This window comes from Burkholderia sp. Tr-20355, assembly GCF_017104685.1.
GTDB lineage: Bacteria > Pseudomonadota > Gammaproteobacteria > Burkholderiales > Burkholderiaceae > Burkholderia > Burkholderia seminalis.
The window spans coordinates 15270-33058 of sequence record NZ_JAAGPK010000060.1 but is presented as its reverse complement, the minus strand read 5'-3'; the positions used below and the strand labels follow the sequence as shown (position 1 = coordinate 33058).

Annotated in this window: 11 protein-coding genes; 8 read left to right on the top strand and 3 right to left on the bottom strand. The window is 63.6% G+C overall.

Going from position 1 to position 17789, the window contains the following annotated elements:
• Window positions 1-803: 803 nt before the first annotated feature.
• Window positions 804-1499: a ParA family protein gene (locus G3N62_RS17450; protein WP_031398033.1), complete on the top strand. Its 696-nt coding sequence runs from the start codon at window positions 804-806 to the stop codon at window positions 1497-1499.
• A complete protein-coding gene (locus G3N62_RS17445) occupies window positions 1492-2523 on the top strand; it encodes a ParB/RepB/Spo0J family partition protein (protein ID WP_034191721.1) in 1032 nt (343 codons plus the stop codon). The genes G3N62_RS17450 and G3N62_RS17445 overlap by 8 nt, the downstream gene beginning before the upstream one ends.
• Before the next feature lie 100 nt (window positions 2524-2623).
• Here the strand turns inward: G3N62_RS17445 and G3N62_RS17440 are convergent, their stop codons facing one another.
• Window positions 2624-3940, bottom strand: coding sequence for a replication initiation protein (locus G3N62_RS17440; RefSeq protein ID WP_034191720.1), 1317 nt, complete (start codon window positions 3938-3940; stop codon window positions 2624-2626).
• A gap of 2318 nt (window positions 3941-6258) precedes the next feature.
• Here G3N62_RS17440 and G3N62_RS17435 point away from each other — a divergent pair.
• Window positions 6259-6573: a DUF4148 domain-containing protein gene (locus G3N62_RS17435; protein ID WP_124610123.1), complete on the top strand. Its 315-nt coding sequence runs from the start codon at window positions 6259-6261 to the stop codon at window positions 6571-6573.
• Between the two features lie 152 nt (window positions 6574-6725).
• Here G3N62_RS17435 and gcvA read toward each other — a convergent pair whose 3' ends face one another.
• The gene (gcvA, locus tag G3N62_RS17430) at window positions 6726-7631 is read right to left on the bottom strand and encodes a transcriptional regulator GcvA (RefSeq protein WP_124671243.1); all 906 of its coding nucleotides are present in this window, start codon (window positions 7629-7631) and stop codon (window positions 6726-6728) included.
• A 140-nt stretch (window positions 7632-7771) separates the two neighbouring features.
• Between gcvA and G3N62_RS17425 the strand changes: the two genes are divergently transcribed.
• Entirely contained in the window at window positions 7772-9070 is a 1299-nt protein-coding gene (locus tag G3N62_RS17425) for an adenylosuccinate synthase (protein WP_124671244.1), read from the top strand.
• 301 nt (window positions 9071-9371) lie between these two features.
• The gene (locus G3N62_RS17420; RefSeq protein WP_034191717.1) at window positions 9372-10322 is read left to right on the top strand and encodes a LysR family transcriptional regulator; all 951 of its coding nucleotides are present in this window, start codon (window positions 9372-9374) and stop codon (window positions 10320-10322) included.
• A gap of 262 nt (window positions 10323-10584) precedes the next feature.
• On the opposite strand, the gene G3N62_RS17415 is transcribed toward G3N62_RS17420, so the two are convergent.
• Window positions 10585-11415: an AraC family transcriptional regulator gene (locus G3N62_RS17415; protein ID WP_226252510.1), complete on the bottom strand. Its 831-nt coding sequence runs from the start codon at window positions 11413-11415 to the stop codon at window positions 10585-10587.
• A gap of 815 nt (window positions 11416-12230) precedes the next feature.
• Between G3N62_RS17415 and G3N62_RS17410 the strand changes: the two genes are divergently transcribed.
• The 3 genes from G3N62_RS17410 (at window position 12231) to G3N62_RS17400 (ending at window position 17787) form a co-directional block, all read left to right on the top strand.
• Window positions 12231-13112 carry a LysR family transcriptional regulator gene (locus G3N62_RS17410; protein ID WP_034191715.1) on the top strand — a complete coding sequence of 294 codons (882 nt, stop codon included), beginning with the start codon at window positions 12231-12233 and terminating at the stop codon, window positions 13110-13112.
• A gap of 229 nt (window positions 13113-13341) precedes the next feature.
• Complete coding sequence (locus G3N62_RS17405; RefSeq protein ID WP_206141265.1) at window positions 13342-14580, top strand: efflux RND transporter periplasmic adaptor subunit; 1239 nt, start codon at window positions 13342-13344, stop codon at window positions 14578-14580.
• 15 nt (window positions 14581-14595) lie between these two features.
• The gene (locus G3N62_RS17400; protein ID WP_175868201.1) at window positions 14596-17787 is read left to right on the top strand and encodes an efflux RND transporter permease subunit; all 3192 of its coding nucleotides are present in this window, start codon (window positions 14596-14598) and stop codon (window positions 17785-17787) included.
• Window positions 17788-17789 lie beyond the last annotated feature (2 nt).

Below are 17789 nucleotides of genomic sequence, written 5' to 3'. Positions count from 1 at the left end.
GCGTTCGACGAGACCACACCCCTCCCCTGCCGACTGGCGGACGAAACGAAACCACGTAGAGCCCCCCAAATAAATGGGGACATATCACTGACATTCGATACACCTGCAACGGATCCATATTATTCCAGGCAGTCCCAAGGACTCATGCAAGGGCAAGTGCGCGTTTGAGCAGGGAGTCAGCAGCGGTTCGTTCAGAGCGATAAGCCGCTCTCCATAACTCGCCATCCTCAGGCGCTTGCTCACGGTGATACCTGAGCGGCTTCTCTCGATCAATCCATCAAGCGGCCAAGTCAGGAGTTTTGGTTGTCACGTGACAACTCGCCTCATCAGATAGTCGAGCAAGGTCAAGAGCCGAATATCGGATATAGAAATGGAATAGTCGAGGGTCGACACCAGGGCCTGGTCAGAAACCTCCTGGCGATGTACCGCGATGCCCGGGACCGATTTCCAGCGACTTGTCACGTGACAACTGGATGCTTCTTCGATGTCCAAGATCCTAACCAATCGAAATCGCTACGAGTAAAGCGAGAGATGGAGATCTGTCGCGGCAGCCGGTTTTCACGCTGCGTCTTATCGTCGACATGAAACCGAGCAAATCTTTTCCTGGCTCTAGTGATCGCATTGGTGAAGCGATCGAAAGTTATATTTTTACTAGAACATTTTTGTTGATAGCAAATAGACCATTTGGCCTACTTGTCACGTGACAACCACATAGACCGTCAAGATATGCATTGCATCGAATGCTTTTCTGGACATTTTGCCAATAACTACATATATTATGCAAAACTCCTTGGAGGAATTTAATGGCTTTCAAGATCGCCGTCAGTAATCAAAAAGGTGGGACTGGGAAGACAACCATCTCCGTCAACATCGCGGCCGCGTTCGAGGCCGGCGGCAACAAAGTCGCGTTGATCGATGCCGACCCTCAAGGCACATCTGTCCGCTGGGTCACGAGTGGCGAGAACACCCTGCCGATGACGGTCCTTTCGCTGGCGCCCGCCGGCCGCGGCATTGGTGGCGAGATCAAGAAGCAGGATGCGAACTTCGACGTGATCGTCGTCGACTGTCCCGGCAACCTCGAAGATCCGCGCATCGCATCCGTCCTTGAAGTCGCCGACTTTTGCCTGGTGCCGCTGTCGCCGTCGCCGGCCGACCTGTACAGCACCGTCGCGATGATCCGTATGATCGAATCGATGCGCGCCGTTCGAAACCCTAATCTTTCTTCCGCATTAATGCTGAATAGCGTCAATGGAAAAACTAAAATGCGTGAAGAAATTTTAAAAATTCTAAGGGCTGAAGAAATAGGGGAGCATCTGCTCGACAGCCAGATCGCGCAACGCGAGGTCTATCGTCAGACATTCGCGCTCGGCACCACGATCCACCACCACAATCGATACCTGAAGGGCCTGAAAGAGGCCCGCGCGGAAATCGAAAAGCTGGTCACGGAAATGGCCCAATACATCGCGTCGACGCGCGCTACCGGAGCCGCCCATGGCTAAGGACACTTCGAAAGACAAGAAACCCACCGGCAACCTGCACCTCGCTGCCGGCCTGTTGCGCGGACTCGCGCAGGAAAATGCGGCCCTCGAAACGCGGCTGCCCGAACCCGCGGCCGTTGCAAATGTTGCCGCCGAGGCGACGCCTGCTGGCACGCCCCCCGCAGTCACGCCCGCCGGGACGCCAGATCTTGGCGCACCTCAGAAGGTGCTGGTCAAGGACTGCATCCCGAATCCGTTCAACCCGCGCGTGTTCTACTCGGAGTCGAGCCTGCACGAACTCGCGCTGACGTTGAAACGGGAAGGGCAGATCGAGCCGATCAAGGTCACGCGGCTTCCCGAGTTTCCCGGCAAGCTCGTCGTGATCGACGGGCAACGCCGGCTGCGGGCGACGAGCATCAACGGCGACGAGACCATCAACGCCACGTTCCGCACGGACCACACGCCCGAGCAGCTCTATACGATCGCGTATCGCGCGAACCACGACCACGAACGCCAGACGATCTTCGACGACGCGGTTGCGTGGAAGCGCCTCCTCGACGAAAAGGTCTTTTCCGACCAGAACACGCTGGCGGAAAAGATCGGCAAGGACAAGGCATCGATCAGCAAGACGCTGTCGCTCAACGCACTGCCCAACACGCTGCTGGAGCGGATGGCCGGCGCGAACGACGTGGTCGGCCTGCAGGCGGCGTACTTTCTGAAGCTGATTTTCGAACGCCTGGGCGAACCGACGGCCGACCGGCTGCTGACGGCCGTGATCGACCGGAAAAAATCGGTCCGCGATCTCGAGAATTTCCTGCGTGCGCAGAGCGACGGCAACAAGAAAACGGGCCGCACGCGCTACAGCGTCCGTCACGACTTCGCGCTCGAATCGCGCGCGATCGGCCAGTTGAAGACCTACCCGGACGGCCGTCTCGATCTGCAGCTCAAGGGCGTCGACGCGTCCCATCAGGAGGCGCTTGCCGACCAGCTCAAGATCGTCATCGATGCTTACGTCGCCGAGCTGGCGACGGCCGCGCAAAAGTAACTAACGCGCCCAAAGCAGAAGGCCTCGCATCCGCGTTGCACCGCGAAGCCGGACGACCGCAAAGTCCGGCGCGCGATGCAGCTCGGCTGCGAGGCCTGGATCAGTTGCCTGCGAGACTGCTTTTGAGCAGGAATTCCAGCAGGTCGTCCGAGGTCGGTTCGCCCCAGGTATCCAGTGCCAGCCATCGGAAGAAGCTGGTCTGCGCGAGCTTGCTCGCCTTCTTCTTCGGCGACAGCGTCAGGTCCTTCGAGCCCACTACCGTCTCGTTGTAGCGTTCGAGCAGCTTGGTCTGGTCATCGATCTCCAGTTCGCGGAAATACGCGCCGGCTTCCTCGACCTTCGCCGCCAGATACTTGTCGCGAATCTGCTCCTGCTTGCTCTGCGCGGATTCCTTCGCCGGTGCGACCGCCTCGGTTCCCTGCCCGTCTGCCAGCGTATAGCCGTGCGTCAGCGCCTTGCGGAAATACGCGGCCACGTTGTCGACCGGCGCCGCATTCTTCTTCGTTGTCCGATTGAGCGTATAGGCGATCGCCGCCTTGATGCGCTGCACGCCGTATTGCGTGATCAGCCGGCGCGCTTCCGAACGCGGAATGCCGAACTTGGCGACTTCCTCGACCAGCGCTTCGTTCTTGACGTCGCCGTCTTCCACCGTATCGGCGCTCTGCTTGCGCGTCACCTTGAACTGCACGGCTTCCACGCTGCGGCCGGACTTGTGTTCGATCAGCTCGAGCGTGTGATCCGATACTTCGTTCACCTCCTGAATGCACGGCACCAGGACCTTGCTCTTGAACAGCTTGTATTCCTTGTACGACTGCGACGCCTTGTCCTGGCCGAGAATGAGGTCACGGAATTTCGGCAGCGGGATCTTTGCGGTGATGCCGATCCCTTCGTAGCGCACCGTGTTTTCCCACAGGGCGAGCGAGTGCGACCGCCGGAATTCGCGAGCGATCCGCATATCGATCAGCGCGTAGATTTCGGGGTTCAGCAGTTCGCTGCGAATCTGGTCCGAGAAACTGTACTTCAGCACCGATTGCTCGAGCTCCGCGCCGGCGAGCAGGCCCGACGCTTTCCAGACCGTCGAACGGTCCGCGGCCAGGTAGTCCCAGTTGACGACGGTACTGATCAGCGAGTTGACCGTGTCCTTCACGTACTTCGTGTTGTTGCTGTTCAGCCCGCTTTCGTGCGAAAGCGACGCGATCGAGATCGAGAAGCTGGTCCGGCCAGGCTCGAACGCCTCCTGCCGAAGTGCGTTTTTGATCAGCGAGCTGAACATCTTGCGCTGCTGCAGCCCGATCTTTCCGGACTTGGGCGCGATATGGATCGCCTGGACCGCCTTGCGCAGCAAGTCGGGAGGCTCGGGTGTCTGAAACAGTGAAACCTGTTTGTCTGAGCCTTTGCTTGCGGGCTTGCGCGGCATCGTGATGTCCGGATAAGGTGACCTTGTTGATAGCAGACTTTATACCTTTTCTCGTCCGGGAGCAACGTCATTGCTCCAGTATCACTTTCACTATCACGTCTAACTATCAGATAAAAAAGGGGAAATTTCGATTATTTGATTTGCAAGGAGCCCCATATCCATCTACCTTTGGAAAAAAATGCTTCCCAAAAGCCGCTACCTTTCGTGTCCGGACACCGAAACCCGGCACGAGATTTGCCCCCAACGAAGGTAACCATCCATGGGAGACAATCGACCGCAATCGAGATCGTCGGCGGAATTCGTGGTGCCCTGCAGCACAGCACGTTTTTCCTCCCATAACTTGCTACCTTCATCGATTCCCACAGGAGGGTACCTTTCAGCGTCATCGATTTCATTGTTTTCGATCCCGCCCGCGGAAATCGCTCCCATAAATGGCAACCTGCCATTTCCCCCATAGCAGGTAACCTTTATGCTCCAACGATCCAGTCCATGGGAAAGGTTTCCGGAACACCACCGTGAATTTCAGCCAATCGACCCGAGCAGGTTCCCATAAAAAGGTACCTTCGAGATACCCCATAACTGGCTACCCAAAGAAAATCGCTGTGCCTTGGGGGACTCATGGATCGAGAAAAACGCCCCATAAAAGGCTACCCTCAAGCATCCCCATAGACGACTACCCAGCGCGATTTACGACCGATTTCCCATAACCGGGTACGCTCGCCCCATATCCACAACCCCCAATCCCCACAACTCGGTACCCCATTCCCCAAATCCACAGACCTGAAACCCCAGACCCTTCCACCTGTGCTCCCATAAATGGGTACCGAACACCGCTCAAACCCTTGTGGCACAAGGCTGTGAGCCGTCTAAAAGTAGTTAAAGAAGTAAACGTGGTTTACAAAAGATGTAAACACACGTGTGCTCCCACAGAAAGACGAACCCCATAAACCGCTACCTACGGTAGCCGTCTGTGGTACGGAAAACGCGCGGAACGACTGATCCAGCCGTGCAGAACCTGAGATTGGGACCCTGTCCTGCGAGGGTTTCAGGCCCGACAAGGCTTTCCGGAGGGGTGAGTGCCTACTCACAAACGCCGAAACGTAGAAACCTATGGGAGGAAACCACGAGGAAATCCTCCGATTCGGCGTACAGGTTCCCGTTTATGGGATCGACGAATCCACTTCCTGATTACCCGCGCACTTGCGTTTGGCCGACAGAGCAGGTCCGTGGCCACCGCGGTGGCCGTCTTCGGAATCGCCGGCAGCAGTTCGAAATCATCGTGGATTGCGGGCGAGTGGATTTTTGTCCTCGTGATCCCGCGTCCGTGGACAACTTTTTACCGGTCGCCAGCCGGCATGTTTCGAACAAATTCAGCCTGTGGACTGTGCGCAGAGGCAATCGTCCCGGACTGCGTGTCCACGCGGCGGCCTCCCGATTTTCTACCTTTGGACCAACCGAGCCGTCGCACTGTGGCTCTGGCAAGCCGCCAAAAGCCGCACGACCGACCGCGAGCGATCGTCATGGCGAACACCTTCCGCACAGGTCGCCGGCTCCAGGACCGATCCGAAAATCGTTCCGAGCCGACGTGAAGATCCGGTCTATGACGAAGCTCACCGTCGCCAAATCGCAAGTGGCTCCCGGAAAGGCTCACCTTTCGGTACCGCACTGGGTTCGGCAAACCGTGTCGATCGCGATACCGCTCAACGGGCGGGCCACCTAAGCGATCAAATAAAAAGTCTGTGGCAAAGCTCGAGGTGTGATGTACCCGCAAGCACAGTCGCTTGCGCTTTCTCGACGCATGCGTGAAGTGACGCCGATCGACGTCTTCACCACACAGTGTTCGGCTTTTCGTCATACGTACCCGTCAATGACGACCTTCACCTCGACAGGTCACCCAAGCCACAGGTGACCGCCAACATCACGGCGCGTCGAACCGAATCGTGACCGTTTATGGGAGGAACCGTCGCTCGAGCCGCGTCGAATGGCAACGTGACGCACAGATCGACTGCTGCTGCGGGGATCATGGATGAGCATGTCGACATCACCACCTGTGAAACAGCGGCCTATCGTGCGTGCCCAATCCGTCGCCGTTCCCGTACCGGGCGATAAGCGTCGCGGTCTCTAGCACATGACGCCGGTGCGGAGCCCCATCTTCTCCCATACATGTATCCCGATTCCGTCATCACGTTCACGCCACATTTTTCGCGACACGGTTATGATGCACAGGTCCTGATCGCGACATGACAACCGATCAGGACAGGGGCGGTATCTCGATGGTTGTTCAATCCGTGATAGTCATCAAAAAAGAGAGTTCAGCGATGCAAATCCAGATCAGAAAACTCGCGCTGGCTGCTACCGCAGCCGCTTTCCTGTTCGGCTCGGCAGCTCCCGCGTTTGCACAGACCGACGCCGCCAGCGCGCCTGCCGCACAGGATGCGAAGGCAGCGAAGAGCGAAGCACGCAAGGCGGCCAGGGCCAAACGCAAGGCCGAGCGCAAGGCTGCTCGTGCGAAGAACACCGCCGAGCTGAAGAAACTCGAAGATGCCGGTTACAAGCCGGCGGCCAATGATCCGAACTATCCGCAGAACCTGCAGAACGCGGAGAAGAAAGCCGGCGCTGCAGCAAGCCAGTAAGCGTCGTCCGACGGCAAGGCGCGGTGTGAGCCGCGCCTTGCCGTGTGCATCACGATCACGCGGTGCACGCCTGAAATCACGTTCCGTGAATTTCCGTTGTTTGATTCGGAATCCTGCCTTTCTCGTTACGCACGACCGACTCCTCGACGCGGTCAGTGCCGTCCGTCCCGCGCGGTCGCGTTCCCCGTCGTTTTCAGCCAGTCCTTGAATGCACGCACGGCATCGTCGTTTGCCCGCGCGGACGCGACGTACGTGAAGTAGCGCCACGGCGGCAGCGCCGGTTCGCTGAACGGCTGCACGAGCCGCCCTTCGGCGATATCGTCGGCGACGAGCGCGATCGGTCCCATGGCGACGCCCAGCCCGTCGAGCGCGCCTTGCAGCGTCAGGTAGAAATGCTCGAGCGTGAGCGAGTGCCGCGGTGCAAGATTCGGATGCCCGGCCGCCGCGAGCCACTCGGGCCACATGCCGGGATAGGTGGCCGCGTGCAGCAGCGTGAAGCCCGCGAGATCGGCCGGCGTGTCCAGCGGCCGTCCCTCCAGCAGCTTCGGCGCACACACCGGCAGCCGAACTTCCGACAGGAATTCCTCGGCAACGTAACCGTCGACGGCTTGCGGGCCGCCGCGAACGATCAGGTCGACCTTGTCGCGCAATTTCTCGATCGGCTCGTTCGACGTCGACAACCGCACCTCGATGGCCGGATGGGCGACCTGGAACGATGACAGCTTCGGCACGAGCCAGCGTAGCGAAAACGTCGCGGGCGCGCTGACGCGCAGCACGCGCTGCTGCGCGTGACCGAAGTGTTGCGCGGTGGCGAGCGCGATCCGGTCCAACGATGCGCCGACCTCGGCGAGATACGCACGGCCGGCGTCGGTCAGCTCGACGCGCCGGTTGTGGCGTTCGAACAGCGGCCGCCCGAGCCACGCCTCCAGTTGCTGCACGTGCCGGCTGATCGCGCCGTGCGTCACGCACAGCTCGTCGGCGGCCAGCGTGAAACTGCCGAGCCGCGCGGCGGCTTCGAACGCGCGCAGCGAATTCAACGGGGGAAGTCGTCGGGCCATTGCTTCGTTTCGCGTGATTTTTACTCACACGAAGGTTCAGGTTTAATCGTTTGATCGGGCGATCCAGCTCCGCCAATATGGCACACAAACGGCCGGCACGGCCGAACGAGTGTCTGAATTTCTCACATGGAGTGCGGAGCATGCCGAACGTGGTGGTAGTAGGCGCCCAATGGGGCGACGAGGGCAAGGGGCGCGTCGTGGACTGGCTGGCGGCCCAGGCCGATCTCGTTGCGCGCTACAACGGCGGCCACAACGCGGGCCATACGCTGGTCGTCGGCGACAAGACGTACAAGCTCGCGCTGCTGCCGAGCGGCATCGTGCGCGGCAAGCGCGGCGTGATCGGCAACGGCGTCGCGCTCGATCCGGAAGCGCTGCTCGCGGAAATCGGGCGGATGGCCGGGCTCGGGCTGTTGGTGACGCCGGACAATCTGTCGATCGCCGAGAACGCGACGCTGGTGTTGCCGATTCACCGCGCAATCGACCAGGCGCAGGAGCGCCAGCGCCGCGAACCAATCGGCACCACGCTGCGCGGGATCGGGCCGGCCTACGAGGACAAGGTCGGGCGCCGCGGTCTGCGCGTCGGCGATCTCGCGGAGCCTGGCCGGCTTGCCGCCAAGCTCGACGTGCTCGTCGATCATCACAACGCGTGGTTCCGGGGCCTGGGGCTCGACGAATACGACCGCGACGCGATGCTGGCGACGCTGGTCGGCCTCGCGCCGAAGATCCTGCCGTTCGTGCGCCCTGTCTGGGCCGATCTGAACGACGCGACCGATCGCGGCGAGCGCATCCTGTTCGAGGGTTCGCAGGCCGTGATGCTGGATATCGACTGGGGCACGTACCCGTTCGTGACGTCGTCGGGCACCGTGGCGTCGGCCGCCGCGGCCGGCACCGGCCTGGGCGCGTCGAAGCTCGGCCATGTGCTGGGCGTGACCAAGGCGTATGCGACGCGTGTCGGCGGCGGCCCGTTCCTCACGGAGCTGAACGACGTCACCGGCGAAGCGCTGCGCGCGCGCGGGCAGGAATTCGGTGTCAATACCGGCCGGCCGCGACGCTGCGGCTGGCTCGATGCCGCACAACTGCGTCAGGCCGTCAGGATCTCGGGCATCGATTCGCTCGCAATCACGAAGCTCGACGTGCTCGACGGCTTCGAGTCCATCGCGCTGTGCGTCGGTTACGAACTCGACGGTGCGCGTGTCGACCATCTGCCTGTGAGTCTCGATGCGCAGGCGCGCGCGAAGCCTGTATACGAAAGATTCGACGGCTGGCATGGCACCGTGAAGGGCGTGCGCGAGCGCGCGGCGCTGCCGCGCGCCGCTCAGGATTTCATCGCGCGCGTCGAAGCGGTCGCGGGCGCACCGGTGTCGATGATCACGACCGGTGCGGAGCGTGACGACACGATCGTGTTGCGCAATCCTTTCGACGTGGCGGCCGCTGCGTGACGCGCGAAACGGGGAGGGCGTAAATTGCGCCGCGGCATCGCGGCCGGCGGGGCGTTTTTGCCGGCCCGATGCCCAATGCCCGTTGATGCTCGGGTGCGTGCACGCGCGGCCCGGATGCCATGCGACAAGCGATTCCACGGCACGATTCGGCATCCGGATTACGCCGCGTACGGCGAACTGGACACGCCTGCAGCGCTGCTGTACTGTTCCGCACAATTCGCGCCAGACCGGCCTGTGCCGGAGCCGCCGGCACCCAGGCCGCACGGCGGCGCGACGTGATCTCAATCCCGGGGACAGGTCGATGGACACGTTACAGATGATGCGCATTTTCGTCCGGGTTGCGGAGGAGGGCAGTTTCACGAGCGCGGCCCATCGCCTGGACATCACGACGGCCTACGCATCGCGTTCGGTCGCACAACTCGAAACGCATCTGCGCACGCGCCTGCTCAACCGCAGCACGCGCCGCATTGCGCTGACCGACGCCGGGCAGCGCTATCTCGACCGCTGCCAGCGGATCCTCGGCTATATCGACGAAGCGGAAGCCGAGGCGGCCGACGCACAGGCGAAACCGTCGGGGCGGCTGCACGTTCACGCGACGACGAGTTTCGGCCAGTCCTACGTGGTGCCCGCGGTCGTGCGCTACCGTGAGCGTTATCCGTCGGTCGCGGTCGAGCTGACGCTGTCGCAGCACGTGCCCGACATCATCGACGAAGGCTACGACGTATCGCTGCAGTTGAGCACGACCGAACTGCCCGATTCAGGGCTCGTGTCGCAGCGGCTCGGTGACGTGGGCAGCGTGCTGTGCGCGTCACCCGCGTACCTGAAGGCGCGGGGTACGCCGCACACGGTGAGCGACCTCGAAGGTCATGCGTGCCTGCAGATCGTCACGTCGCTCTTTCCGCGGGACCGCTGGCATCTCGACGGCCCCAATGGTCGTGAAACGTTCGAGCTGCCGTTGCCGGATTTCCAGGTAAACATCGCCGAAGCGCTTGGCGCCGCGCTGCGTGCCGGCCTCGGGATCGGCTCGCTGCCGATCCCGGCCGCCCTGCCCGGGCTCGCGAGCGGTGCGCTGGTGCGCGTGCTGCCCGAATACCGGTTGCAGAAGCTGACGGTCTATACGCTGTACGCGTCGCGTCAGTATCTCGACGCGAAGATCCGCACGTTCGTCGATTTCCTGCGCGAATGCGTGCCCGAGTTGCTGGCCGCCGACGAGGCTGCGGTGACCGCGTCCTGCGCGTCACGCAATTCCTGATTCAGGCATGGTGCGGTGCGCGAGCGCCGCATACCGATCCTTACTAGCTTAAATAATACGTATTCCTATATTTTATGGCGGCGCTGGCTATTGGCGCACACCCGGCTCGCCACCTGTATCTTTTGTTTCGCGACAGCGTGGTGCCCACGTCGTCGGCCGAATACTTCGCCCGTGCATCGACGAAGCCGTGCTGGCCGAACGGGCGAATGAGAGCGGGAAGAAGGGCGGGGCACGCACGCGCATACGGCCCGCGTGAAGCGGCTTATGGCGCGACGCGCGACAGCGGCACCGCTTCGCCTCGCAGCCTCGCGACGTCGCGGCCCGGCGCGTCGCCGAACAGCCGCGCGTATTCGCGGCTGAACTGCGACGCGCTGACGTAGCCCACGCTGCGGCACGCTTGCCGCGCATCCATCGCCGACAGGCACATCAGGCGGCGCGCCTCCTGCAGTCGCAGCACCTTCTGGCATTGCAACGGGCTCATCGACGTGACCGCACGGAAGTGGTGATGAAAAGTCGACGGGCTCATGTCGACCTGCCGCGCGAGCGAGTCGACCGTCATCGGATCGCGGTAGTGGTCGCGAATCCACGCGACCGCGCGCGAAATGCGCTGCGCCGTCGAACCGGCCTCGCCAACCTGCGCGACGCGTGCACCCGACGGACCGCACAGCAGCCGAATGAGGATTTCGTCGACGATCAGCGGCGCGAGCAGGTCGAGCTCGACCGGTTGCGCCATCAACTGCATCAGCCGCGCGACGGCGTCGACGATTTCCGGCGTCGCGTCGTGCGTGTCGAGCGCGCCGCAGTCGACGGTTTTCGGCAACCCGCGCGGGAACACGCGTGGCGTGAGCGCGGCGATGCGCGCAGGATCGAGTTCGAGCTGCGCGTAAAGGAACGGCTCGGCGGGCGTTGCGCGCGTCACGCGGCCGGTGACGGGCACGTCGGCCGTCGCGACCAGCATCCGCGCTTCGTCGATCGTGTAGGTGTCGTCGCCGACCCGCATCGACTTCGCGCCTTGCCCGACGATGCTCATGCACGCGTGGTGCACGCCGTGGTTCCACTGCGCCGGCGCGCCGGACGCGCGTGAGATGCGCATGCCGCGCACCGGGAGGTCGAACCACCCGTCGTGCGGCGCGTAGGCGGCGATCAACGCCGCGAGCCGGGCCGCGTGCGGCCGTGCCGGCGACCGCGGGGCGTGATCGGGCAGGGGGCGCGGTTGCGGTGGCGTTCGGGCGTCGGTTTCCATGTTGCGTGAGCGGATGGCGGAGTGAGCGAGGCGAGGTGCGCGGCGGCGATTCCCCGTCGAGAAACAGGCAGGGGCGCCGGCACGGCGGTCACATCGTACGACCAGTTGCGTGCGCCGGATTGCCCAAACCTGTCGGAAATTAGCCCGATCATCCGGACCTGCATGGTCGGTGGTCGCATCGCCCGTCGTTGCGAGGTGTGCAGCGCACAAATTCGGAAATTAAGGCAAAACAATCGCAGGATCGGGCAAGCTATTTCCCGGTGGTTTTCATACCATTGCACCTGCTGAAAGAAATGTGTTCCAGTGCGTTCGTGTGACGCAGGCAAAACCGTCGCATGATCCGCTGCCGCTGCCGCTGCCGCTGCCGCTGCCGCTGCCGCTGCCGCTGCCGCTGCCGCTGCCGCTGCCGCTGCCGCTGCCGCACGTGTTGCCGCCGCGAATCGCTGGAAAAGACTCAGGACTGCTATCGAATGATCGTACATCGGGCCGGCCGAGGCTGGCTTGTGCCCGTTGTATGCCGGCTCGCGCCCGTCGCGAGCGTGCCGACCGGCCCGGCGTGGCCGGCGTCGGCGCCGCTGCATTGGCCGGGCTGATGCGGATCGGCACGCGACGTGCCGGCGGGTGCAGGTGGAACGGCAGCCGTCCGCGCAGGGGAATCCGGACAAATGGACCAACTTCAATCGATTCGGGCATTCGTGACGGTGGCAAGAGAAGGCGGGTTCCGCCGCGCGGCGACGCGGCTGCGTGTGTCGACGGCGATGGCGAGCCGGTTGGTCGATGCGCTCGAAACGCGGCTCGGCGCGCGCCTGCTTCAACGCAGCACCAGCCACCAGTCGCTGACGGAAATCGGCGAGCTGTATCTCGCGCGCGTCGAGCGGATTCTGGGCGCGATCGACGAGATCGACGGCCGTTTCGTCGCGATGGGCAGCAAGCCGGAAGGGGCGTTGCGCGTGGCCGCGCCGGTCGCGTTCGGGCTCAGCCAGTTGAGCGCGTTGCTCGATCGTTTCGTGCACCTGTTTCCGGACGTGCGGCCGACCGTGACGCTGACCGATGCGTACGTCGACCTGACTGCCGAGGACATCGACGTCGCATTCCTGATCGACGGTATGCCGGTATCCGGTGCGCACGCGCTGCATACGCTGGCCGCGTACGAATCCGTGCGCGTCGCGGCGCCGGGTTACGTCGCCGCACAGGGCGGCGCGGCGGCATCGGGCGGCTGGCCGGATCTCACGACCGTCCGGTTCGAACCGCCGGCGGCCGACGACGACCCTGCGGCCGCGATTCGACCGGGCTCGGCACCCGGCAATGCGGGCGTCGGCCATCTCGAGATGGCACGACGGCTGGCCGTGGCCGGCATGGGCGCGGCGGTGCTGCCCGCGTATCTCGTCGACGCCGATCTGGCGGCCGGCACGCTGGTGCGTATCGCACCGGTTCGCCCGCTCGCGCCCGTCACGCTGAAGCTCGCGCATGTGCGTGCCGCGCGTCTGTCGGCCGCCGCGCGCGCGTTCATCGAATTCGCCGGCGCCGCGTTCCGGCCCGCGCGCTAGCGTCCCGGCTGGCCGCCGCGGCAACGCGTGCCCGTCGGGGCCGCGGGCTCGCCGTTCCTTTTTACGGAAGCAGTTCGGCAAACGAACGCTCCGCAGGGTGCACCGCACACCCGAAGCACGTGCCCGCATGCGTGTCGGACGGAAGCGAGAGCATTCCGCCCGCGCATGCAGGCCGCGAGGAGATCTGGTGATTCCCATTGAATGTCGTCTATTTGTGAGAGGTCGCTCCATGCGCGTCGAACGGGTTCCATACCGCTTGATCACTGTCGCGGCAGCCGCGGTTTTCCTGGCTGCCTGCGGAAAAAAAGAATCGGCACCGCCGCCGCAAACACCTGAAGTCGGCGTCGTCACCGTCCAGCCGCAGGCCGTACCGGTCTTCACCGACCTGCCGGGCCGCACCAGCGCGTTCCTCGTCGCGCAGGTGCGCGCGCGGGTCGACGGCATCGTGCTGCGCCGTGAATTCACCGAAGGCAGCGACGTCAAGGCCGGTCAGCGTCTGTACAAGATCGACCCGGCGCCGTACGTCGCCGCGCTGAACAGCGCGAAGGCGACGCTCGCGAAGGCGCAGGCGAACCTCGTCACGCAGAACGCGCTGGTCGCGCGCTACAAGGTGCTGGTGGCCGCGAACGCGGTCAGCAAGCAGGACTACGACAACGCGGTGGCCACGCAGGGCCAGGCCGCGGCGGACGTCGCGGCCGGCAAGGCGGCGGTCGACACCGCGCAGATCAACCTCGGCTATACGGATGTCGTGTCGCCGATCACGGGCCGCGTCGGCATCTCGCAAGTGACGCCGGGCGCGTACGTGCAGGCGAGCCAGGCGACGCTGATGTCGACCGTGCAGCAGCTCGATCCGGTGTACGTGGACCTCACGCAGTCGAGCCTCGAAGGGCTGAAGCTGCGCCAGGACGTGCAGAGCGGGCGCCTGAAGACGAGCGGCCCGGGCGCGGCGAAGGTGTCGCTGATCCTGGAAGACGGCAAGACCTATTCGGAAGCGGGCAAGCTGCAGTTCTCGGACGTGACGGTCGACCAGACCACCGGCTCGGTGACGATCCGCGCGGTGTTTCCGAACCCGGGCCGCGTGCTGCTGCCGGGGATGTTCGTGCGCGCGCGGATCGAGGAGGGCGTGAACGAGAACGCGTTCCTGGTGCCGCAGATCGGCGTCACGCACGACCAGAAGGGGCAGGCGATCGCGCTGGTGGTGAACGCCAGCAACAAGGTCGAGCCGCGTCCGCTGAAGACGACCGGCATGCAGGGTCAGAACTGGATCGTCGAAGGCGGTCTGCAGGCGGGCGATCACGTGATCGTGCAGGGCGGCGAAAAGGTGCGCCCGGGTGCGACCGTGAAGACCGTCGAGGCGCAGCTCGCGCCGGCGCCGGATGCGGCGTCCGCCGTAGCGGCGGGTGCCACGCCGGCGAGTACCGCCGCCAATGCTGCTGCGAGTTCGGCCGCCGCGTCGGCCGCGCAATAACAGGGAGTCCGTTTCATGGCCAAGTTCTTTATCGATCGCCCGATCTTCGCGTGGGTGATCGCGATCGTGCTGATGCTGGCCGGCGTCGCATCGATCTTCAAGATGCCGATCGCGCAGTATCCGACGATCGCACCGCCGACGATCCAGATCCAGGCGAACTACCCGGGCGCATCCGCGAAGACGGTGGAAGACACGGTGACGCAGGTGATCGAGCAGCAGATGAGCGGTCTCGACAACTTCCTGTACATGTCGTCGACGAGCGACGACTCGGGCAATGCGACGATCACGCTGACCTTCTCGCCGGGCACGAATCCGGACGTCGCGCAGGTGCAGGTGCAGAACAAGCTGTCGCTCGCGACGCCGAACCTGCCGCAAGTCGTGCAGCAGCTCGGCATGCAGGTCACGAAGTCGAGCAGCAACTGGCTGATGTGGTTCGCGTTCAACTCCGAGGACGGCAGGATGTCGAAGGAGGACCTGACGAACTACGTGGCCTCGCACGTGCTTGATCCGCTGAGCCGCGTGAACGGCGTCGGCCAGACACTGCTGCTCGGTTCGCAGTTCTCGATGCGGATCTGGCTCGACCCGACCCGCCTGACCAACTACGGCCTTACGCCGATCGACGTATCGACGGCGATCACGCAGCAGAACGTGCAGATCGCGGGCGGCCAAATCGGCGGCACGCCGGCGAAGCCGGGAACGGTGTTGCAGGCGACGATCACCGAATCGACGCTGCTGCGCACACCCGAGCAGTTCGGCAACATCCTGCTGAAGGTCAACCAGGACGGCTCGCAGGTTCGACTAAAGGACGTCGGCCGCGCGGCGCTGGGTTCGGAGAACTATACGTTCGACACGAAATACATGGGGCAGCCGACGGCCGGTCTCGGCATCCAGCTCGCGACCGGTGCGAATGCGCTGGCGACCGCGACTGCGTTGCGGGCCAAGATCGACGAGCTGTCGAAGTATTTCCCGCACGGTCTGGTCGTCCACTACCCGTACGACACGACGCCGTTCGTGCGCCTGTCGATCGAGGAAGTGGTCAAGACGCTGATCGAGGGCATCGTGCTCGTGTTCCTCGTGATGTACCTGTTCCTGCAGAACCTGCGGGCGACGATCATCCCGACGATCGCGGTGCCGGTCGTGCTGCTCGGCACGTTCGCGATCATGGGCGTCGCCGGCTTCTCGATCAACACGCTGTCGATGTTCGGCCTGGTGCTTGCCATCGGCCTGCTGGTCGACGATGCGATCGTGGTGGTCGAGAACGTCGAGCGCGTGATGGCGGAAGAGGGCTTGTCGCCGAAGGAGGCGACCCGCAAGGCGATGGGCCAGATCACCGGCGCGCTGGTCGGCGTGGCGCTCGTGCTGTCGGCGGTGTTCGTGCCGGTGGCGTTCTCGGGCGGCTCGGTCGGTGCGATCTATCGCCAGTTCTCGCTGACGATCGTGTCGGCGATGGTGCTGTCAGTGCTCGTCGCGCTGATCCTGACGCCGGCACTGTGCGCGACGATCCTGAAGCCGGTTCCGCAAGGGCATCACGAAGAGAAGAAGGGCTTCTTCGGCTGGTTCAACCGGACCTTCGATCGCAGCCGCGATCGCTACACGGGCGGCGTGAATCACGTGATCCGGCGCTCGGGCCGCTGGCTCGTGATCTACCTGGCCGTGTTCATCGCGGTCGGCGTGATGTTTACGCGCCTGCCGAAATCCTTCCTGCCCGATGAAGACCAGGGCTACATGTTCATGATCGTGCAGACGCCGTCCGGCTCCACGCAGGAGACGACCGGCAAGACGCTCGACAACATCAATACGTACCTGACGACCGCGGAGAAGGACGTGGTCGACTCGGTGTTCACGGTCAACGGCTTCAGCTTCGCGGGCCGCGGCCAGAACGCGGGCCTCGTGTTCGTGAAGCTGAAACCGTACGAGCAGCGCCAGCGTTCGAACCAGAAGGTCCAGGCGCTGATCGGCCGCACCTTTGCGCACTATTCGACCTACAAGGACGCGATGGTGATTCCGTTCAACCCGCCGTCGATTCCCGAACTCGGCACGGCCGCCGGCTTCGACTTCGAGCTGACGGACAACGCCGGTCTCGGCCACGAAGCGCTGATGGCCGCGCGCGGCCAGTTGCTCGGGATGGCCGCGAAGGATCCCGCGCTCGCGCTCGTGCGCCCGAACGGCCTGAACGACACGCCGCAGTACAAGGTCGACATCGATCGCGAGAAGGCGAATGCACTCGGCGTCACGGCCGCTGCGATCGACCAGACGTTCTCGATCGCGTGGGCGTCGCAGTACGTGAACAACTTCCTCGACACCGACGGCCGGATCAAGAAGGTCTACGTGCAGTCGGATGCGCCGTTCCGGATGACGCCGGAGGACATGAACATCTGGTACGTGCGCAACAGTTCGGGCGGGATGGTGCCGTTCAGCGCGTTCTCGAGCGGCCACTGGATCTACGGTTCGCCGAAGCTCGAACGCTACAACGGCGTGTCGTCGATCGAGATCCAGGGGCAGGCTGCGGAGGGCAAGTCGACCGGCCAGGCGATGGCCGCGATGGAGGCGCTCGCGAGCAAGCTGCCGGAAGGCATCGGCTATTCGTGGACCGGCCTGTCGTTCCAGGAAATCCAGTCCGGCTCGCAGGCGCCGATCCTGTACGCGATCTCGATCCTCGTCGTGTTCCTGTGTCTCGCGGCACTGTATGAAAGCTGGTCGATCCCGTTCTCGGTGATCATGGTGGTGCCGCTCGGCGTGGTCGGCGCGCTGCTCGCGACGATGCTGCGCGGCCTCGAGAACGACGTGTTCTTCCAGGTCGGCCTGCTGACCACCGTGGGCTTGTCCGCGAAGAACGCGATCCTGATCGTCGAGTTCGCGCGTGAGTTGCAGGCGACCGGAAACATGGGGCCGGTGCGGGCGGCGATCGAGGCGGCGCGCCTGCGACTGCGCCCGATCCTGATGACGTCGCTCGCCTTCATGCTCGGTGTGCTGCCGCTCGCGATCAGCAACGGCGCAGGCTCGGCCAGCCAGCATGCGATCGGTACGGGCGTGATCGGCGGGATGATCACGGCGACGTTCCTCGCGATCTTCATGATCCCGATGTTCTTCGTGCGGGTTCGCGCGATCTTCAGCGGCGAGACGGAAAACGTCGATGATGCATGGCGTCTCGTGCAGGGCGACCTGCAGCGCGGTCACGACGACGCACACGATTCGAAGGGGCGGTAACG